Source organism: Streptomyces sp. NPDC001157, assembly GCF_053598255.1.
On the sequence record NZ_JBSFJW010000005.1, the window covers coordinates 336921 to 356017 of the forward strand.

The 19097-nt window shown below is 72.1% G+C and carries 16 protein-coding genes; 3 read left to right on the top strand and 13 right to left on the bottom strand.

What is annotated here, in order from left to right; translation table 11 throughout:
• Positions 1-56 precede the first annotated feature (56 nt).
• From ACWDAG_RS11990 to ACWDAG_RS12040, 11 genes are all read right to left on the bottom strand, one after another.
• A complete protein-coding gene (locus ACWDAG_RS11990; RefSeq protein WP_450695461.1) occupies positions 57-389 on the bottom strand; it encodes a TcmI family type II polyketide cyclase in 333 nt (110 codons plus the stop codon).
• 23 nt (positions 390-412) lie between these two features.
• On the bottom strand, positions 413-892 hold the full coding sequence (locus tag ACWDAG_RS11995; protein WP_450695462.1) for an SRPBCC family protein: 480 nt from the start codon (positions 890-892) through the stop codon (positions 413-415).
• Between the two features lies 1 nt (position 893).
• Complete coding sequence (locus ACWDAG_RS12000; protein ID WP_450695463.1) at positions 894-1148, bottom strand: acyl carrier protein; 255 nt, start codon at positions 1146-1148, stop codon at positions 894-896.
• A 29-nt stretch (positions 1149-1177) separates the two neighbouring features.
• The gene (locus tag ACWDAG_RS12005) at positions 1178-2431 is read right to left on the bottom strand and encodes a beta-ketoacyl synthase N-terminal-like domain-containing protein (RefSeq protein WP_450695464.1); all 1254 of its coding nucleotides are present in this window, start codon (positions 2429-2431) and stop codon (positions 1178-1180) included.
• Complete coding sequence (locus ACWDAG_RS12010) at positions 2428-3696, bottom strand: beta-ketoacyl-[acyl-carrier-protein] synthase family protein (protein WP_450695465.1); 1269 nt, start codon at positions 3694-3696, stop codon at positions 2428-2430. Before ACWDAG_RS12010 ends, ACWDAG_RS12005 begins: the two co-directional genes overlap by 4 nt.
• Entirely contained in the window at positions 3693-4103 is a 411-nt protein-coding gene (locus tag ACWDAG_RS12015; protein WP_450695466.1) for a cupin domain-containing protein, read from the bottom strand. Before ACWDAG_RS12015 ends, ACWDAG_RS12010 begins: the two co-directional genes overlap by 4 nt.
• A 67-nt stretch (positions 4104-4170) precedes the next feature.
• Positions 4171-5313, bottom strand: a complete 1143-nt coding sequence (locus ACWDAG_RS12020) for a SchA/CurD-like domain-containing protein (RefSeq protein WP_450695467.1) — start codon at positions 5311-5313, stop codon at positions 4171-4173.
• Between the two features lie 121 nt (positions 5314-5434).
• Positions 5435-6118: a class F sortase gene (locus ACWDAG_RS12025; protein WP_450695468.1), complete on the bottom strand. Its 684-nt coding sequence runs from the start codon at positions 6116-6118 to the stop codon at positions 5435-5437.
• Between the two features lie 262 nt (positions 6119-6380).
• The gene (locus ACWDAG_RS12030; protein ID WP_450695469.1) at positions 6381-6899 is read right to left on the bottom strand and encodes a hypothetical protein; all 519 of its coding nucleotides are present in this window, start codon (positions 6897-6899) and stop codon (positions 6381-6383) included.
• Between the two features lie 162 nt (positions 6900-7061).
• A complete protein-coding gene (locus tag ACWDAG_RS12035; RefSeq protein ID WP_450695470.1) occupies positions 7062-8777 on the bottom strand; it encodes an FAD-dependent oxidoreductase in 1716 nt (571 codons plus the stop codon).
• 174 nt (positions 8778-8951) lie between these two features.
• Positions 8952-11894: an AfsR/SARP family transcriptional regulator gene (locus ACWDAG_RS12040; RefSeq protein WP_450695471.1), complete on the bottom strand. Its 2943-nt coding sequence runs from the start codon at positions 11892-11894 to the stop codon at positions 8952-8954.
• Positions 11895-12143: 249 nt separating this feature from the next.
• On the opposite strand from ACWDAG_RS12040, the gene ACWDAG_RS12045 reads away from it, so the two are divergent.
• The 3 genes from ACWDAG_RS12045 (at position 12144) to ACWDAG_RS12055 (ending at position 15743) form a co-directional block, all read left to right on the top strand.
• A complete protein-coding gene (locus ACWDAG_RS12045; RefSeq protein ID WP_450695472.1) occupies positions 12144-12863 on the top strand; it encodes an IclR family transcriptional regulator in 720 nt (239 codons plus the stop codon).
• Positions 12864-13144: 281 nt separating this feature from the next.
• Positions 13145-14362: a cytochrome P450 gene (locus ACWDAG_RS12050; RefSeq protein WP_450695473.1), complete on the top strand. Its 1218-nt coding sequence runs from the start codon at positions 13145-13147 to the stop codon at positions 14360-14362.
• 157 nt (positions 14363-14519) lie between these two features.
• Positions 14520-15743, top strand: a complete 1224-nt coding sequence (locus tag ACWDAG_RS12055) for a cytochrome P450 (protein ID WP_450695474.1) — start codon at positions 14520-14522, stop codon at positions 15741-15743.
• 39 nt (positions 15744-15782) lie between these two features.
• Here ACWDAG_RS12055 and ACWDAG_RS12060 read toward each other — a convergent pair whose 3' ends face one another.
• Both ACWDAG_RS12060 and ACWDAG_RS12065 read right to left on the bottom strand, forming a co-directional pair.
• Entirely contained in the window at positions 15783-17045 is a 1263-nt protein-coding gene (locus ACWDAG_RS12060; protein WP_450695475.1) for an MFS transporter, read from the bottom strand.
• 116 nt (positions 17046-17161) lie between these two features.
• Complete coding sequence (locus ACWDAG_RS12065) at positions 17162-18991, bottom strand: endo alpha-1,4 polygalactosaminidase (RefSeq protein ID WP_450695476.1); 1830 nt, start codon at positions 18989-18991, stop codon at positions 17162-17164.
• Positions 18992-19097 lie beyond the last annotated feature (106 nt).

Sequence of the window (19097 nt, forward strand, 5' to 3'; positions counted from 1 at the left end):
CCCGGCCGCCGGGCCCGCGACGCTGCGGGCCCGGCGGCCGGTGCGGTACGGCGGGGTCAGCCGGCCGGGTCGCGCTCCCAGAGGTAGAAGCGCTGCGCCATGGCGTCCTTCGGGGAACGCCAGGTCTCGGGGTCGTACGCGCTGACGTACGCGGACAGCCGCTCGCTGACGTCCCGGAACTCGGGATGCTGCGTCACCTTCGCGATGGCGGGGCCGGGCTCGTGCTCGGACTCGATGAGGTGCATGTACACGTCGCCGAACTGGAAGAGGCTGCGCCGGACCACCCCGACGAGGTGCGGCAGCTCTCCCCGGTCGGACTCGGCGAACACCTTGGCGATGTCCGGGGCCGAGCCGGGGGCCATGCGGGCGACGATCAGTGCTTGGTGCATGGGGGCTTGGTTCTCCGTCCGGCTCAGTCGGTCAGACCCGGAGTGGCGCCGCGCTCGGCGGCGACCTTCTCGATGCGGTCCCGGATCAGCCCCATCTGGACCTTGGAGTTCCGGTTGATGTTGTCGGTCATCCAGGCGTCGTCGACCGGTGCCTCCGGTTTCATCGCGAAGTCCTGCGTCCACACCATGCGGGTGCCGCCCGGCACCTCCTCGTACTGCCAGTGGATGTCCATGTGGTCGAAGGGGCCCGTCTCGACCCGGCGGGCCCTGACGGTGAGCGTGTCGCGGTCCGGCTCGCGTTCGGAGACCCAGCTCCACACGGTGCCGTTCTCGTCGGGGTGCATGGTCAGCCGGAAGGTGGTCTTGAGCCCCTCCCGGGCCAGGACTTCGACGGAGGCGTACTCGGTGAACAGCCGCGGCCAGTTCTCCAGGTCGTTGGTCATCTCCCAGACCAGGTCCAGCGGCGCCGCGATGGTGATCTCGTTCTGCGTGTGTCCGGTCATCTCACGCTCCTGTCATGAGGGCACTGTTGACGAGGTCCAGGAACTGCCGGGGGGTCTTGGAGCGTTCGGCGTCGGCGGGCATCGGCGTGCCGTAGCGGTTCTCCAGCTCGCCCACGATGCCCAGCAGGCCGAGCGAGTCGACGCCCAGGGTGTCGAAGCCCGGGTTGTGCAGCCCGAGTTCCTCGGGGCTGACGGTGACGCCTGCGGACTTCTTCATGAGTTCGGCCAGCTCTTCGACGGTTATTCGGTCGGACATGCGGTTCTCCTCTACTGCTGCTCGGCGCCTCAGGACGAGGTGCCGGTGGCGCCGTGCCGCAGCACCAGCGCCGAGTTCGACCCCATGAGGCCCCGGCTCAGGACCAGCGCCGTGCGCGGCCGGGCGGCGCGGGCCCGGCCGGTCACGAGGTCGAGTTCATGGCAGATGTCGTAGACGTTGGGGGTGGGCGGGATCAGACCGTGCTCCATGGCCAGCACCGCGGCCGCGACATCGAGCACCGCTGCCGCGCCGTAGCCGCGGCCGATGCCGGTCTTGGGTGCGGTGACGGGCACACGGGTGCCGTGCGCGCCGAGCGCGTCGGCGATCGCGAGGGCCTCGGCGCGGTCCGCCTCCGGCACACCGAGGGCGTCGGCGAAGACGACATCGATCTCCTCGGGGGCACAGCCCGCTTCGGCCAGGGCGCCCCGGACGGCGTGGGCGAGGCCCTCCCGGGACTGCTCCCAGCGGGAGGCGCCGGTGAAGGTGGCCGCGTGTCCGGCGAGCACCGCCTGTACCCGCGCGCCCCGTGCCAGGGCCGTCGCCTCGTCCTCCACGACGAACATGGCGCCCCCCTCCGCGGGCACGAAACCGCAGGCCGTGGAGGTGAACGGGCGGTAGGCGCGGGCCGGGTCGGCCTCGGTGCTGAGCTCCGGGTAGCCGAGCTGGCAGACGACGGAGTACGGGGCGAGCGGCGCCTCGGTCGATCCGGTCACGATCACGTCGGTGCCGCGCCGCACGGCCCGCGCCGCGTGCGCGAGGGCGTCCAGGCCACCGGCCTCGTCGCTGGCGACGACCGAGCAGGGGCCCTTGAAGCCGCGGCGGATGGAGATCTGGCCGGTGCTGGCGGCGTAGAACCAGGCGATGGACTGGTAGGGGCCGACGAACCGGCTGCCCTTTCCCCACAGTTGCTGCAGTTCCCGCTGCCCGAACTCGCCGCCGCCGGAACCGGCCGCGGTGACCACCCCCACGGAGAAGGGTGAGCCGTCGGTCTCGGGCCGGCCGAGCCGGGCGTCGTCCAGCGCGAGGTCGGCCGCGGCCATCGCGAAGTGCGTGAACCGGTCGGTCTGGACGAGGAAGCGTTCCTCGACGGCGGCGGACGGGTCGAAGTCGCGGACCTCGCCCGCCACCCGCAGCGGCAGGTGGGTGCAGCCCTCGCGGGTGACCCGGTCGAGGACGCTGATGCCCTCCTTGACGGACTTCCAGAAGGTTTCCGTGCTGGATCCGTTGGGTGCGACCACGCCGATTCCGGTGATGGCCGCCCGCCGTGGATGCGGTTCGCTCATCGTGTCTTCTCCCTCGGCCGGGTCAGGACCACCGCGGACTGGAAGCCGCCGAACCCGCTGCCCACCGAGAGCACACTGTTCAGTTTCCGCTCGCGTGCGACGCGCGGGACGTAGTCCAGGTCGCACTCGGGGTCCGGGGTCTCGTAGTTGGCGGTCGGCGGGACGACCTGGTGAGCCAACGCCAGTACGCAGGCGACGAGTTCGATGGCGCCGATCGCGCCGAGGGAATGGCCCACCATGGACTTGATGGAGCTCATCGGGGTGTCGTAGGCGTGCGGGCCCAGGGCCCGTTTCACCGCGGCGGTCTCGTGGCGGTCGTTCTGCTGGGTGCCCGAGCCGTGCGCGTTGACGTAGTCGATCGCCGTACCGTCCAGCCGCGCGTGGTCGAGGGCGGCCTCGATGGCCTTCGCCATCTCCACGCCCTCACGGGTCAGTCCGGTCATGTGGTAGGCGTTGCCGAAGGTGGCATAGCCGGCGAGTTCGCAGTACACGTGCGCGCCGCGGGCCCGGGCGTGCTCCAGCTCCTCCAGGACGAGCACCGCGCCGCCCTCGCCCATGACGAACCCGTCGCGGTCGGCGTCGAAGGGGCGCGAGGCGTGCGCGGGGTCGTCGTTGTTCGGGGACGTCGCCTTGATCGCGTCGAAGCAGGCCATGGTGATCGGGGAGATCGGCGAGTCCGAGGCGCCGGCGATGCACACGTCGGCGCGGCCCTCCTCGACGGTGTGGAAGGCGTATCCGACGGCATCGAGCCCCGAAGTGCAGCCCGTGGAGACGGTCTGCACCGGACCGCGCGCCCCGAACCACTCGGCCACCGTGGAGGCAAGGGTGCTGGGCGCGAACGCGCGGTGCAGATGCGGTCCGGCCCGCTGCGCGTCCACGTCCCAGCGCTGTCCGTGCCGGCTGACCAGCACATAGTCGTGCTCCAGCCGTGTGGTGCCGCCGACCGCGGTGCCGAGCGAGACCCCGACCCGCCAGGCGTTCTCCCGCTCCGGCTCCAGGCCGGCGTCGCGTATCGCTTCCGCCGCGGCGGCCAGGGCGAACTGTATGTAGCGGTCGCACCGTGCGGTCTGCTCCGCGTCCAGCCCGTGCGTCGCCGGGTCGAAGTCGCACTCGGCGGCGATCCGGGAGCGCAGGCCTGCCGGGTCGAAGAAGGTGATGCCCCGTGTCGCCGTGCGCCCGGCGGCCAGGAGGTCCCAGAACGCCGGTACACCCGTGCCGCCGGGGGCGACGACGCCTATGCCGGTGACCGCCACCCGGCGTGTCATGACCGGACCCCTTCGACGGCCCCGTCCTCCTCGGTGTCGACGTGGCCGAGCGGCGGGCTCGGGGCCAGCGGGCCGAGGTGGAAGACGATGCGGGCCTCGACGTTGCCGACGTTGCGGAAGCGGTGTCGCATGTGCATGGGGATCATGAGGCCCTGTTCGGGCCGCAGCGGCTGGGGGACGCCGTCGAGGTCCACCTCCAGGTCGCCGCACACGACGTACACGAACTCCTCGGAGTACGGGTGGTAGTGCTCCCCGATGCGCTCGCCGGGCTGCACGATGGCGACGCCCATGAATCCGCTGGTGGAGCCGACCGTGGCGGGGGTGAGCATGGCACGCAGGTCGCCGCCGCGCCGACGGTTGGGCTCGACCTCGCTGAGATCCACGATTCTGGGACGGGATGTGATCACGGCGTTCCTCCGATCAGGTCCTGCATCGACGTGGGGGCTGTGGCCGCCACGGCCGGCTGAGGGCGGCTCAGGCCTCGGGCGAGCGGCGGTCGGTGACGAGGTCCATGCGGGCGAGCCCGATGAAACGCGCGAGCTCGCCGTGCCGTGGCGCGGACGCGTCGATGGGGAAGGTCGTCAGCTCGGCCAGCTGCCCTGGGTTCTGGAGGCCGAGGGCAAGGGCGGGGTCGGCGGCCGCAAGTCCGCCGCGAACGTCGATCAGGCGTACGACGACGTCGTCGCGCTGGAAGATCGTGCTGCGCAGGATCGGGCTGCGCGGGTCGTCCGCGGCGGCCTCGTCGTGCCGGGCCAGCGCCTCGGCCAGGCGCATGCCGCAGCCGGGCCGGACCGGATAGGACAGGGCGTGCCGCTCCTCCCGCGGGTCCTGCTGCTCCAGCGTCACGTGGTGGACGGCGGGCAGTGCGGCCCGGGTGAAGAAGACACGGGCGGACTCGGGATCGTCGAGGTCCCGGTCCTGCTCCAGGTACGGGTTGATGGCCTCCTCCACGGCGCGCACCTCGGGCTGCCGGGCGACATGGCGCAGTGCGGCGAGCAGGTCACCGCGTACCTCGATGGCCCGTACCACCCGGTTGCCGTGCAGGAACAGCGAGGTGCGGCACAGCCGGGTGGAGTCGTCGACCTTCGGCTCGGGCGAGGCGTAGTCGGCGAGGATCTTCGCGACCTTCTCCTCGCTGCCCGGCGTGACGGTGAAGGTGAGGGCGTGCCGGATCAGTCCGTCGCCGATCCTGGGTGCCGCCTGGAGCCGGCGCTTGCCGGGCTCGGCGCCGGGGGCCGGGCTGCCGGTCTCGCGGACGATGTGGAAGCGCAGCGACCGGGTGTCGCGGACACAGCTGTGCAGCGGTTCCACCATCCGCACGTGTTCCTCGCTGTTGACCCAGGCGAGGAACGGCGGGGCGCTCTCCCACTCGCTGGTGATGAGCCATTGGGAGGGGTTCTCGATGGACTGGCACAGCTGGTCGCTGACATGTCCGGGGACGGAGGCGACCTGGTTGCACAGGAGCTCGTACGCCTCCAGGAACTGCTGCTGGGCTCCGTCGTAGACGTCCACCAGCAGGACGACCCGGAGTCGGGAGCCGTCGAACACGGACTGGGAGACCCGGGGCGACACCTGCCGGGCCGGCGGACCGGAAACACGTTCGGACGTGGTCGTCATCCTGCGCACATCTCCTTCGCGGGGCGGAAGCGACGTCGGCCGCGGTCGGCGGCGTCGGCGTTCCTCGATCGTGTGCCCGTGGCCCGAAGCGCGCGACTCGTATGGCCTACGCGGGTGATGCTCAGACGAGGTGGGCGAAGACCACCAGGTTGTCCGTGTAGTCCATGACCGACCGGTCGTAGTTGCCCGCGCAGGTGATGAGCCGTACCTGGGCCTGGGGGGTGTCGTCGTACACGCGATGGCTGGGGAAGTCGTCCTTCTCGAAGGTCTCCACGCTGTCGACCCGGAAGGTCGCCGTGCGCCCGTCGGCGCGTTCGACGTAGAAGACGTCGCCCTCGTCCAGCTGGCCGAGGTTGGCGAAGACGGCTGCGGACGTCTTGGTGTCGACGTGCCCGGCGATGATCGCGGTCCCCGGCTCTCCGGGGGAGGCTCCCTTGGTGTGCCAGCCGACGAGGTTGGTGTCGTCGCCGGGGGGAGGCTGCAGCTGCCCGCCCGGGCCGATGGACAGGCCCGTGAAGGGGGCGTCGACCCAGATCTTCGGGATGCGCAGGCGCACGGGCCGCGAGCGGGGCAGGTGCTTGCCCGACGGCTGCCCGGCCGGCGGGACTGCTGCGGCCTGCTTCGGAGCCGACGCGGCGGACCGCGGGCGGGAGGCGTCGGCGGAGGTGTCCTGGCCGCTGATCATGCTCGCTGCGAGCACCAGGCAGGCGGCGGCGCAGATCGTCATCACGCCCGAGCGGGGTACTCCCGGTGCGGCGGGCGCGGGCTGGTCGTCGGAGGGAGGAGAGGGGGGAGGAACTGCCATGGGAGAGCACCTCATTCAGGCACGGCGGCGGGGCGCTGAGCAGGCCGGACGCGATCCGCTGCGGTGCGGCGGCGCCCTGAAGGGGCGCGGGGCCGCATCCATGCGCGGCTCCGCCGCGGGGGAGCGACCAGCCACGACGCCGCCGCAGACAGTCGGCGGCCCGCGCGGCCCTTCCAGCGCGGCGCCCAGCGGAGCGCTGTGCCGCGGCCGCCGCACGGGGCTCGGGTGACGGCCGCGGCTGCGCTATCGCATCGGGCACGGGTCAGACCGCGCCCACGGCCGGCTTCTTGCGCCGCACCGCGTACAGCCCGGTTGCGACGACTCCCAGTACGGCCAGCCCGCCGGCGGTCGCCGTCGGTGCGGCAAGGGCCCCGCCGCCGGTGTGCATGCCGCCCGTGGGCTTCTCGTGGTCGCCGCCGCCCCAGGAGTCCTCACCGCGGCCGCCGCCCTGGTCGTCACGGCCCCCGTGGTCACTGCCCCACGAGTCGTCCCGGTAGCTGTCGGGGTCCGTCTTCGAGTTCTGCCGGCCGCCCCAGTCACCGTCGTCGTTCACCGCGGTCAGCGCACCTCCACCGGTGTGCACTCCACCGCGCGGTTCCTCGTGCCTGGGCTGCTTGCCGTGCTCCTTCCCGTGCTCCTTGCCGTGTTCCTTCCCGTGCTCCTTGCCGTGCGAAGAACCGTCGTGATCCCAGTCGCCGGCGCTTGCGTACGCGCCGGGCGCGCCGATGGCGAGGACGGCGGAAGCCGCCGCTGTGGCCAGAAAAATGCGAGCAGAACGCATAGGAACGTCCTTCCGCCAAGGCCCGGCAGCTGGTACTTCATCAGCTGACTTGACCGGACCCCGACGTGAACCACCGTCAGTCAGTCGTCACCTCACCACCAGTCGGGACGATCACCTGGGTGACAGTCCCAAGGGTTGGGACGGGGGTTCCGCCGCCGGTGGTCAATTCAGTGCCAGCACGGTTTTCAGCACGTGCCGCAGCACCGATTCGGCGTCGGGGTCCGGGCCGGGCGACCGCCATGCGACGAACCCGTCGGGCCGCACGAGCACGGCTCCCCCGGTTGTCGTGCCGTGCCGCTCGGTCCACTGCGCATCCCCTTCCGGTACCAGTTCGGCGCCGGGGCCGCTGCCCACGCGGTACGACCGGATGGGCACCGACAGCTCCTGGGCGAGGCGGCCGGCGGCCCGGTGCCATCCGCTCGGGTCGCCGGCGTCGCTGAGCAGGACCAGGGACCGTTCGTAGAGGTCGAGGGTGGAGATCCGTTCGGCCCCGTGCCGCACCCACAGGTGGGGCGCCCTGCTGCCGGGCTCGCCGGTCAGTTCGAGGTTCTCCGGAACGACCGCGGCCGCGGGGTCGGTGCCGACGACGGCGCCCTGCCGGTAGCGGTAGCCGAGGGCGACGTTGAGGATGCCCCGCCGGGGGCCGCCGCCTGCGTCGGGCGGCGGGGTGAACCCGGGGTGGCTGTGCTCGGCCGAACGGTCGGCGGCCCGGGCGCTGGTCGCCTCCGCCACCGGGCGGCGCTCGGCGTCGTAGGAGTCCAGCAGGCCCTCCCCGGCCCAGCCGCCGAGGACCGCGGCCAGCTTCCAGGCGAGGTTGTGCGCGTCCTGGATGCCGGTGTTGGAGCCGAATGCCCCGGTGGGCGACATCTCGTGGGCCGAGTCACCGGCCAGGAAGACCCGTCCGGAGCGGTAGCTGCGGGCGACGCGCTGAGCGGCGTGCCAGGGGGCCCGGCCGGTGATCTCCACGTCGAGGTCCGGCACACCGACCGCGCGGCGGATGTGCTCGATGCACCGCTGGTCGGTGAACTCCTCCAGTGTCTCGCCGTGTTCGGGATGCCAGGGGGCGTGGAAGACCCAGTTCTCCCGGTTGTCCACCGGGAGCAGGGCGCCGTCGGCGTCCGGGTTGGTGAGGTAGCACACGATGAAGAGGCGGTCGCGGACGACGTCCGCGAGGCGGCGGGAGCGGAAGGTGACGCTGACGTTGTGGAACAGGTCGCCGGGCCCGCTGTGGCCGATGCCGAGCTGCTCGCGGACGGGGCTGCGCGGGCCGTCGGCCGCGACGAGGTAGTCGGCGCGGACGGTGCTGTGCTCGCCCGTCTCCCGGCTCTTGACCACGGCGGTGACACCGGTGAGGTCGCTCTCGAACGACATGAGTTCGGTGGCGAAGCGCAGCTCGCCGCCGAGCGCCGCGGCCTGTTCGAGCAGGACCGGCTCCAGGTCGTTCTGGCTGCACAGACACCAGGCGCCGGGGCTGAAGCGGGCCAGTCCGCCGCCGGGGTCGATCTCCCGGAACAGCCACTCGCCCGCGTCGCCGACCAGGGTGGGGGTCTGCAGGATGCCGTGGTTGTCGGCCAGGGTGGCGGCGGCCTCATGGATCGCCGGCTCGACGCCCGCGACCCGGAACAGTTCCATCGTGCGGATGTTGTTGCCACGTCCGCGCGGGTGGATGGAGGTGCCGGTGTGACGCTCCACCAGCAGGTGGCGCACCCCAAGCCGGCCGAGGAACAACGAGGTCGACAGGCCGACCAGGGAGCCCCCGACGATGAGCACCGGGACCCTGTGGGTGTGGTGGCCGGCCTGATCGGCCCGTTCGTTCGTCACTCTCGCCTCCCGCGCATGGTGCCCCGCCGTCCGGCCGCCACCGGCCGGGACCCTCATGCATGCCCCGGGAAGCGGGCGCCACCGCAGGCTTCACCCGCCTGTCACCCGGTGGGCAGGCCAATGGGTGCGGGCGGCGGGAAGTGAGTACGACGAGCGGCGATCGGGCAAGGACGACACGCCGGTTCGGGCCGATGACCGAGGGCCCGAACGGGCGAACTGCCGTCGTGAGCGCTACCCGGCTCCCAGCGGGGCGGTCGACTCCGTTGCCTGCGTACGGAGTCTGGTGCGCAGGGCGTCGGCCTCCGGCAGGCCCAGTTCGTCGAACAGGTCCAGGGCGCGCCGCCGGGCGTCCAGAGCGGGGCCGGGAGCGCCCGCCTCCTCGTGGGTGTCTCCGAGATAGGTGAGGCCGATGGCCTCGCTGCGTCGGTCGCCCGTCTTGCGGAAGAGGGCGAGGGCCCGGTCGTAGCACTCCACGGCGGTGGCGTGGCGGCCCAGGTGCCGGTGGATGTAGCCGAGGCTGTCCCAGGTGTGGGCCTGGCCGCTGAGGTCGCCGGTCGCCTGGACCAGCGGCAGTGCCCGTCGGCAGTGGTCGAGCGCCTGGCGCAGTTCGCCGAGTTCGGCGAGGTACCAGCCGATGTCGTTGAGGGCGACCGCCTGGCCGCCGCGGTCGTGGGCGAGCAGGAAGTGTTCCAGCGCGCGGCGCGCGTGCTGCAGCGCCTCGCGGGGCGCGCCGTGCGCCCAGGCCATCTTGGCCAGGTTCTGGCGGGTGCGGGCCTGACCGGCGTGGTTGTCCAGCTGCCGGAAGAGGTCGAGGGCGCGGGTGAAGTGACGGCGGGCGCCCTGCGGATCGCGCAGCTGGAAGCGGGCCAGTCCCAGACCGCGGTGGCCGGCCGCCTGTCCGGCCAGGTCCTGATGGTGCGCCGCCGCGTCGAGGGCGACGGTGTGCACATCGATGAGGGCCTGCCAGTTGCCCTGGCGCTCCAGGAACGTGGTCAGGGTCGCGGCGAACTGCCAGGTGTAGCCGTCGAAGCCGGGCCGCGGGCGCTCCACGGCCGACAGCAGAACCGCCTGTTCGGCGGTCAGCCATGCCAACGCCTCGTCGAAGTCGGCGAGTTGGCGGGGCTGGGCGCCGGGCTCGGCCGGGGCGAGGGTCATCGGGTGGCGTCGCCGGGTGAGCAGGGCGTCGGCCGCGTACGCGGTGTGCAGGTAGTGGTCCAGACAGCGGCGGGTCGCGGCCTGGAGGGTGGCTTCGTCGTCGTGCTCGGCGACCAGCTCGACGGCGTAGGCCCGCAGCAGGTCGTGGCAGCTGTAGCGCTGCGGTGCGTGTTCGATGAGCAGGTGGGCCGAGGTCAGCTCCGCCAGCGGCGCCCGCACCTGGCCCACCCCGGTGCCGGCGAGGGCGGCGAGGGCGGTCAGGTCGGCGTCGGGGCCGGGGTGCAGACCCAGGAAGCGGAACAGGCGTGCGGCCTGCGGACCGAGTGTGCGGTACGACCAGTGGAAGACCGTCCGTACCGCGGTGGCCGGATCGCCGGTGTCCAGTGGGTCCAGGATCCGCTCGGCGGTGCGCAGTTCCTCCGCGAAGCCGGCCAGCGGCACCGCGGGGCGGGCGGCGGCGCGGGCGGCGACGACCGCGAGGGCGAGCGGCAGCCCGGCGCAGCGCACGACGATCTCGTCGACCGCGGCGGCCTCGGCCGCCACCCGCGCGGCACCCAGGCGGGCGGCGAGCAGTTCGCGGCACTCCTCGGCGGTGAGCAGGTCGAGGGCGAGCAGGTGTGCTCCCTCCGCGGCGGCCAGTCCGGTCAGCGGGCTGCGGCTGCTGACCAGGGCGAGACAGCCCGGTGCGCCGGGCAGCAGCGGCCGCACCTGATCGGCGTCGCGGGCGTTGTCGAGGACCACCAGGACCCGTCGGCCGGACAGCAGGCTGCGGTACAGGCCCACCTGCGCATCGAGTGACTCCGGGACCCGGGTGGCGGGCACCCCCAGCGCGTCGAGGAATCCGCGGACGGCCCGGTCCGGGGCCAGGGGCGCGCCGCCGGGGTCGAATCCGCGCAGGTTCACATACAACTGCCCGTCGGGAAACGCCGGGCGCACCTGCCGTGCCCAGTGCACCGCCAGCGCGGTCTTGCCCACCCCGCCCATGCCCGACAGCGCCGAGACGACCACCGCCGCCGGGCGTCGTGCGGCGTCGGCCAGCAGCGTGTCCAGGCGGGCGAGTTCGTCGGTACGTCCGGTGAAACCCGTTACGCCGATGGGGAGTTGAGCCGGCACCGTGTAGGGGACGCTGATGCCCGTCGGGGCCGACGGCGTCCGCCCCGGTCGATCGGGGGCGGTGGGGGGCGGCCGAGTCGCCGACGCGGCCGGGAGGGCGGGCACCGCCTCGTGTTCACGCTCGTCCCGGAGGGGCTGTTCCCGGAGGATCTCCTGGTGCAGTTCCCACAGCCGGCGCCCGGGTTCCGTGCCGAGCTCCTCCACCAGGCGCCGTCTGGTCTGGGCGTAGCAGCGCAGCGCCTCGGCACTGTCGCCGGCCGCGTGCAGGGCGCGCATCAGGGCTTCCGCCAGGGGTTCGGTCAGCGGGTACTCGCCCAGCAGATCGGTCAGCCGGCCCACGACGGCTGCCGGGTCGCCGCCGCGGATCTCGAGGTCCGCAAGCCGCAGGGCGGCGTCCACGCGCTGCCTGCGCCAGGTCTCACGCATCCGGGCGGGCCAGGTTCCGGGCAGACCGGCCAGGGGCTCGCCGCGCCACAGTTCGAGGGCCTCGCGCAGCAGCGCGGCACGCGTCCGGTCGGGCTGGGTGTCGACACGCGCCAGCGCGGCCAGGCGATGGAACCGGTGCAGGTCGATCCGGTCGGGGTCGAGGTCCAGTTGATAGCCGCCGGAGCGGCGCAGAATGGGTAATCGCCCCTCGCCCACATCCTCCAGACGCCCGGCCAGTCGCCGGATGCGGGCGATGTGCGCGTACAGGGAGCGGCGCGCGCCTTCCGGCGGATCGGCGCCCCAGATCCGGTCGATGAGCACGTCGAGAGGTACGGGCCGGCCGGCGTCCACGGCCAACGCGGCCAGTACCGCCCGGCGTTGGGGCGGACCCAGATCCACCGGCGCTTCCCGCACCAGCACTTCCACCGGTCCCGACAGACACAGCCGCAGCACTGCACCCACCCCCCGTTCACATTCCATCCACAGTCTCCTCACGTCGACGAGCAGGGCGACAAGCTTTCGGCAAAATCTCGGCCCACCCCTGCCCCCCACCCTGACGGGAGCGGCGCCCGCGCCGGTACGGCAGCACGGCGCCTGCGCAAGCGCGACCCGCACAGTCACTGAACGGGGCTCACACGTGAACACGGGGGTTGACACGTGCATCGATCGAACACGGCGACTGCGACGGCCACGTCGCCTGCCCGGATCGGACCACTGAACAGCGCGCCCTTGCCCGGCCCGGACGGTCCGCTGTCCGCGACAGCCGGACGCAGCGTCCTGGAGGGCGCCTTCGCCCTGCTGAACGCTCTGCGCCAGGAGGAGGGGGCCGGCGTGACCGTGCTGGCCTCGGTGTGCGGTCTGCCCAAGACGACCGCGTACCGGCTGCTCGACCAGCTCGTGGAGCTGGGGGCCGTCGAACGCAGTGCGGGCCACTACCGCATCGGTCCGGGCATGTTCCGACTGGGCCACCGCTGGCAGCCGCACCCGGGTCTGCGGTCGGCCGCCGAGCGGCCGCTGCGGCGACTGGCGGCCGTCACCGGCATGACGGTCGGCCTCGCCGTGCTGCACCAGGGGCAGACGCTGGTCCTTGACTGGTCGACCACCGCGGACGTCCCGCCGCCGGTGCCCGACGACCGGCAGACCTGGCCCTGGTACACGGCGGCCGGCAAGGTGCTGACCGCCTGGGCCCGGCCCGGCCTGCCGCTGGGTCGACTGCCCCGGGCCTGGCCGAACGAGGCCACGCGGATCCGGGAGTCCGGCGCCGCCTACGACCGGGAGGAGGTGCTGGAGGGGGTGTGCTGCACCGCCGTACCCGTGTGTGGGGCGGACGGCGTCCCGGTGGCGGCCCTGAGCGTCCTGACCGACCCCGACCACCACCTGGAACGCCTCGCCGACCCGGCCCGCCGCGCGGCGGCGGCCATCACGGCGGGGCTCGGCCGCCGCCGCTGAGAGTCTCGGTTCGTCGGTCGGTGCGGGCTGAGTGCGGCTGGTCGCGCGCACGCGGCGGAGCCGCATATCGATACAGCCCCGCGCCCCTCAGAAGCCGTGTCCCGGAGGTCGGCCGGCGCCCGGCGGCGCCCCGCCGTTCCGCTCAGCGGCACAGCAGGCGACAGCGCGAGGCCCGCTGAGCAGGCTGTGTGCGTCGGCCTCAGGCCACGCACACGGCACCCGCTGCCGGCTGTCGGCAATCCCGCGGACCGCCATCCGCACCATCACCTACGGAGGGCCTCATGGAGTCGTCGCCGGCGCGTCCCGTGAACGGCGCAGGCAGCACCCGTACTCCTGGCGGCGGGGGCTCGCGCCACCACGGCGGCGACCCGTTGGCTCTGCTGGCAGCGGAGTTCGACGGGGTGCACGACGTGTGGCGCTCCTCCATGGGCGCGGTGTGCGTGGCCGAGCCCGAGGCGGTCCGGGCGGTGCTGGGCAACCGGCACGGCGCCGTCGCGGAGACGTCCGACTTCTTCCACAACCGGCACGGCGTCTTCGGCCCGCGTTCCGCGCAGATCGCCATCGGTCGTGGGGCCCGTGAGCTGATACGACGTCATCTCGACGCGCACCGCTCGGAGTTGCCCCGGCTGGTCGCCGAGCGGCTCGCGCCGCACAGCGAATGGCCGGATGCCGGCAATCTGCTCGTGCTGCGGCATCTGCGGGAGGCGCTGCTGCACCGGGAGGCGCCGGCCCGTCTGCACGAGCTCGTGGAGGCGATCGTGGCCCGCGCGGTGCTGGCGGGTGCGCGACGGCGCCACTCGGCCGCCGCCCGGCTGCTCTTCCGCCATCGTGCGCTGCCGGCCCTGCGCACGGAGATGTGCGCCCGGCAGGAGCGACTGCGGCAGGACGGCGGCGGCGACGGGTCGCGCGACCTCGTGGACGTCGTCGTCGCCGGGGGCGGGCCGTCGGCGGATCCGGACGATCTCGTCGAGGTCTATCTGTCCTTCCTGTTCGCCACGGTCGGGTCGATCGGCTTCGCGCTGGGCTGGTCCGTCCATCTGCTGGGCACGCACCCCGACCGCGCCGCGGCCGACCCGAGCTGGACCGTGCGCGAGGCGCTGCGGCTGTGGCCGGTGGCGTGGCTGTTCGCCCGCACCCCGAGCCGGGTGCAGGAGTTGAGCGGGACGCGGGTGACGCCCCGGGACCGACTCGTGGTGTGCAGCTATCTGGTGCACCGGCATCCCGGGCACTGGGAGCGGCCCGACGAGTTCCTTCCGCAGCGCTGGGCCGCGGGGGTGCCCGACGCCGCCTATCTGCCGTTCGGACACGGGCCGCACACCTGCGCGGGCGCAACCGTGACCGTGCGGCTGCTGGAGGACCTCGTCGGTCTGCTCTCACGTGACTGGCGCGTGTCGGTCGCGCCCCAGGACGGCGGCGGGCCCCAGGTGGGCCCGGCGCTGGCTCCGCCGCGGTTCACCGCGACGCTGAGCCTCCCCGACGACCGTCCCGAAAGGAGGTGAACCAGCATGCGCGCGCTGTACCTCAAGGCGAAGTCGGTCCTCAACATCCGGGGCCAGTACGAATACTTCTGGTACCTGTACCACCACATCTGACCGGCCCTGCGCGGGGAGGCGCCTGCCGGTCGGCTCCCCGCGCCCCACGAGGGGAACGTGCACGATGACCACCCCGCAACACCCCGAGGACTTCCTGCGTTTCATGCGGATGCGCAGCGCCCAGGAGGACGGGATCTTCTGGGTGGACGACCAGCGGCTCGGCGTGTTCGAGCCGGAGGCGGCGCGCCACGTCAGCGCCACGAACTGGCACCGGTTCGTGATGCACGACCGACTCGTCGACATGGTGCGCCGGCGCCACAGCCCCGAGATGCGGTGGAGCCGCATCCGTTCCGCGTGGCTGACCCAGCTGCACACCCTGGCGACGGCCGAGCACCACGGCCGGCTGATCGAGCGCATGGAGCGGATCATGGACGCCCGGGTCGGGCAGGACGTCGACCTGACCATGCTCACGCAGGATGTGACGCTGCGTTCGCTCCTGCCCGTCGCGCTGACCGGCCTGACCTCCGGCGAGGCGGAGCTGGTGCGCCGGGACCTGGAGATGAAGCTGCTGCGCCTGGTCTCGCCCGAACCCGGCAGCACCTGGCACCATCTGCGGTTCATCGCCGTCCAGATCCGCTCGGGGCTGGTGGTGCGCCGGGTTCTGCGGCAGCGCGCCAGTGGCCGGCGCCGACGCGAGCCGGACCTCGCCGACCCGTTCGTGGATCTGCTGCCGGAGCTCGGCATGGACCGCGCGCTGGACGTCGTCACCGCCGTCCTGACCGCCATCGGCGGCCCGCCGGGCACCGCGGCCGCGAGCCTGCTCTACGAGTTCGTCCGGCATCCCGAGTGGCAGCTACGGCTCTCGCAGGAGCTGTGCGCCGTGGATCCGGCGGAGTTCCGCGCGGCGCCCACCCATGTGGCCCCGGTGACGCACCGGTTCGTGAAAGAGGTGCTGCGGATGTGGAGCCCGCCGCTGCTGCTGGTGCGGCGCTCCAAGTTCGCTTTCGACCTGGGGGCCACGCGGCTGGAGCCGGGGCAGTGGTATCTGCTGAGCCCGCACATGATCCACCGTGACGAGCGGATCTGGAAACAGCCCGACGTCTTCGATCCGGACCGTTTCCTGCCGGGCGCGCCGCACGGCCCGGCGGACCGCACCTGTTATGTGCCGTTCGGCTGGGCGCCGAAGAAGTGCATCGGCGCGAATCTCGGCACGGTTCAGCTGATGGCCCTGTGCCACCTGCTGTGCACGCGCTACCGACTGGATGTGGAACGGCCGCAGGACATCACCATGGCGTTGCGGTTCGCGCCGGTGCCGGAGAACTTCCGCGGTCGGCTGGCTCTGCGGTAGGCCTGCGGCGCACGTCGCGGCGCGTCGATCGGCGTTGCGCTAGACGGTGTCGGCGGTTGCGGTGCTCGGGACGTGCGTACCGGTGCTGCCGAACCGGATGCCCTTGGCCTCCTTGCCGACGGCGCTCAGGACGATCACCACTGCGAGGGCGGGTACCACGGTCCACGACATCGCCGCCGGATAGCCGTGCCGCTCGGCGACGGCCTCCTGGATCGGCAGGTTGAGGGCGGCGATCAGGTTCCCCAACTGGTAGGTGACACCCGGGTAGAAGCCCCGGACGGCATCCGGGCTCATCTCCGTCAGATGCGCGGGGATGACACCCCAGGCACCCTGTACGCACACCTGCATCAGGAACGAGGAGAGCATCAGCCAGCCCACGGCGGTGGACAGCACGAAGAAGGGCACGACGACCAGACCCGCGGCGGCGGCGACCATGATCGTGCGACGGCGGCCCAGCCTCTCGGAGTAGGCGCCGAGCACCATGCCTCCGATGATGGCGCCGATGTTGTAGACCACGGCGATGGCGATCGCGGTGTCCGGGGACAGTCCCAGGCCCTTCTTGACGAAGGTCGGGTAGACGTCCTGGGTGCCGTGCGACATCCAGTTGAAGGCGGTCATCAACGCGACCAGATAAACGAAGCGCTTGAGCACCGCCGGGTTCTTGAACACCTGGTGGGCGGGGGTGCGGTTGAGCGCCACGCTCTTCTCCCACACCTCGCTCTCCTCCACCCGGGTACGCACCCACAGGGCGACCAGGGCGGGCACCAGACTGAAGGCGAACAACCCCCGCCAGCCGAAGGCGGGTTCGATGCCGAAGAAAGCCACGGCGGCGAGCAGGTACCCCAGTGAGTAACCGCTCTGCAGCAGCCCGGACCAGAAACCCCGCCGCTCGGCCGGGATCTTCTCCATGGCCAGCGCCGCGCCCAGGCCCCACTCCCCGCCCATGCCTATGCCGTACAGCAGCCGCAGCACCAGCAGCACGGCGTAGTTGGGCGCGAAGGCGCAGGCGAACCCGACGACCGAGTAGAAGCAGACGTCGACCATCAGCGGGAGCCGTCGGCCCTTGCGGTCCGCCCACATGCCGAACAGCAGGGCGCCCACCGGACGCATCACCAGGGTGGCGGTGGTGAGGAAGGCCATGTCGGTGAGGGAGACATGGAAGTCGTCGGCGATCTCGCTGTAGACGAGGACCACCAGGAAGTAGTCGAAGGCGTCCATCGCCCAGCCCAAGTAGGCGGCGACAAAAGCATTGCGCTGATCTTTCGTGAGACCCGATGCCTGCTCGCGGACGGTCTTCAGCATGCCTGCCCTTCCCACGGCTTAGCAGGTGAGGCTAGGTCGGGGCGGCGCAGCGGGCAACGCAAGCAGAGGCAAAGCGCAAACCACAATTCCCCAAAGGTGGCCGTGGCGGGCGGCCGTCAGCAGGTCTGGTGGACGTAGCCGCTCGCGCCCTTCGGTACGACCGACCCGTCACGGCGGACGATGCTCAGCGTGCTGCCCCACCCGCTGCACGCTTTCGCCATGCCCTTCGCCGTGTACTCGATCACGAACACCTTGTCGCCGTATGCCTCTGCGAACTCTCCGCACTCGTCATACTCCGCGCACTCCTCGGCCACGGCGAAGTCCAGGCCCACGGCCGCACGGTCGGACAGGAGCTCGGCGGCGTTCTTCTGGGCGATGGCCAGGCCCTTGTCGTGGGCGTGGGCGGACAGGAGTTTCATCAGCGCCTCGGCCTGGCCGGCCTTGACGTAGTTCGGGAAGCGGGTGAAGACGTCGTAGTTGTCGGGCTCCACGGCCTTGTACCCCTTCGCCGCACACTCGTCGATCAAGGTGTTCAGCTTGGCGGCGATGCGCTGCCGCTTGGCGGGCGTGCGGATGTCCAGGATCGCCTCGCCCCAGTCCTTGTCGTGGACGACATCAGCCTTGGCGTCGCGCAGCAGCAGGTCGGAGTCCCAGTCGCGCTGCTCGTCCTTCTGCGCCTGGAAGGCATTGATGTTGCAGATGTTGTAGACGCCCGGCGCGGGCTCGCTGTCGTGGTCGCGGCTCACGACCCGAGCACCGGCCGCCAGGGGGTACGCGCCGCCGATCTGGTAGTCCCACTGCACATGCTTCGGGGGCAGGGTCACCGTGGCGGCGGAGCTGTCGGTCGAGGGCGAGGCGGACGCGGAGGCGCCTGCGGACGGGGAGGCGTCGTCGTGGTGCGACCCGAATCTCACCGCCGCGATGCTCACCCCGGTGACCGCCAGGGCAGCGGCGAGACCGACGAGGACGCGCCGCCGACGACGTCCGTGACCGGTCCGGGTTACGACCGCTTCCGTTCTCCCCCCGTCTGCGGCGGGGCCCGGAGTGAAGGGGTGGGTGCGGGAGGCCCGGCGGTCGGCTTCGGCCGAGTCGGACACTCCCGGTGCGACCGGCACGGCCGAGACGACCGCCGGCACCTCGGAATCCGGCAACTCCCGGAGCATACGGCGGAGTTCGTCGACGCCGGGCCGGGCGGCCGGGTCCTTGTCCAGGCACCGCTCGGCGATGCTCCGGAGCGGTTCGGCGACTCCGGCCAGGTCCGGCGCCTCGTACATCACCTGATAGCCCGTCAAGTAGGGGCTGCTGCCGTCGAACGGACGGTTTCCGGTGGCCGCGTACGCCAGCACCGAACCCAGCGAGAAGACGTCCGATGCCCCGGTGACCTCACGCGGCGCGGCGAACTGCTCCGGAGACATGAAGGGCGGGGTGCCGATCAGCCGGCCGGTCATGGTGAGGGCCTCGTTGTCGACGGCGTACGAGATTCCGAAGTCGATGACGCGGGGGCCGTCCTCGGCCATCAGGACGTTGCTCGGCTTGAGATCGCGGTGCACCATGCCCACCCGGTGGATGTCCCGCAAGGCCTCCACCAGACCCAGCGCGAGCACACGCAGCTCGCGTCCGCGCAACGGGCCGTCGTTGGCCACGGTTTCCGCCAGCGTGCGGCCCGGGACGTACAGCGTCGCCATCCACGGCTGCTCGGCGTCCGGATCGGCGTCCACCACCGGGGCGGTGAACGCGCCGCTGACCCGGCGGGCCGCCGCGACCTCCTGCCGGAAGCGCGTCCGGAACTCCTCGTCCTGCGCGTACGGCGCGTGCACGACCTTGACCGCGACCTGCCGACCCGAGTCCGAGCGCCCCAGATAGACGATCCCCATGCCGCCGCTACCGAGCCGGTCGACCAGCGCATAGCCGCCTATGGACTCCGGATCGCCGAGGCTCAGCGACATCGCGGGTCACCTTTCCCATGTGCCGTGCTTCAAAAAAAGCTGTTCAAGTACATCCGAAGATCAGACTAGTACTGAGACGGATGAGTCCGGTGTGCGACCTCGGCTG

Bases quoted from the DNA above. Each gene is read 5' to 3' on its own strand.
- ACWDAG_RS11990 (WP_450695461.1), bottom strand. From the start codon at position 389: ATGCACCAAGCACTGATCGTCGCCCGCATGGCCCCCGGCTCGGCCCCG.
- ACWDAG_RS11995 (WP_450695462.1), bottom strand. From the start codon at position 892: ATGACCGGACACACGCAGAACGAGATCACCATCGCGGCGCCGCTGGAC.
- ACWDAG_RS12000 (WP_450695463.1), bottom strand. From the start codon at position 1,148: ATGTCCGACCGAATAACCGTCGAAGAGCTGGCCGAACTCATGAAGAAG.
- ACWDAG_RS12005 (WP_450695464.1), bottom strand. From the start codon at position 2,431: ATGAGCGAACCGCATCCACGGCGGGCGGCCATCACCGGAATCGGCGTG.
- ACWDAG_RS12010 (WP_450695465.1), bottom strand. From the start codon at position 3,696: ATGACACGCCGGGTGGCGGTCACCGGCATAGGCGTCGTCGCCCCCGGC.
- ACWDAG_RS12020 (WP_450695467.1), bottom strand. From the start codon at position 5,313: ATGACGACCACGTCCGAACGTGTTTCCGGTCCGCCGGCCCGGCAGGTG.
- ACWDAG_RS12025 (WP_450695468.1), bottom strand. From the start codon at position 6,118: ATGGCAGTTCCTCCCCCCTCTCCTCCCTCCGACGACCAGCCCGCGCCC.
- ACWDAG_RS12030 (WP_450695469.1), bottom strand. From the start codon at position 6,899: ATGCGTTCTGCTCGCATTTTTCTGGCCACAGCGGCGGCTTCCGCCGTC.
- ACWDAG_RS12035 (WP_450695470.1), bottom strand. From the start codon at position 8,777: ATGAGGGTCCCGGCCGGTGGCGGCCGGACGGCGGGGCACCATGCGCGG.
- ACWDAG_RS12040 (WP_450695471.1), bottom strand. From the start codon at position 11,894: ATGGAATGTGAACGGGGGGTGGGTGCAGTGCTGCGGCTGTGTCTGTCG.
- ACWDAG_RS12050 (WP_450695473.1), top strand. From the start codon at position 13,145: ATGGAGTCGTCGCCGGCGCGTCCCGTGAACGGCGCAGGCAGCACCCGT.
- ACWDAG_RS12055 (WP_450695474.1), top strand. From the start codon at position 14,520: ATGACCACCCCGCAACACCCCGAGGACTTCCTGCGTTTCATGCGGATG.
- ACWDAG_RS12060 (WP_450695475.1), bottom strand. From the start codon at position 17,045: ATGCTGAAGACCGTCCGCGAGCAGGCATCGGGTCTCACGAAAGATCAG.
- ACWDAG_RS12065 (WP_450695476.1), bottom strand. From the start codon at position 18,991: ATGTCGCTGAGCCTCGGCGATCCGGAGTCCATAGGCGGCTATGCGCTG.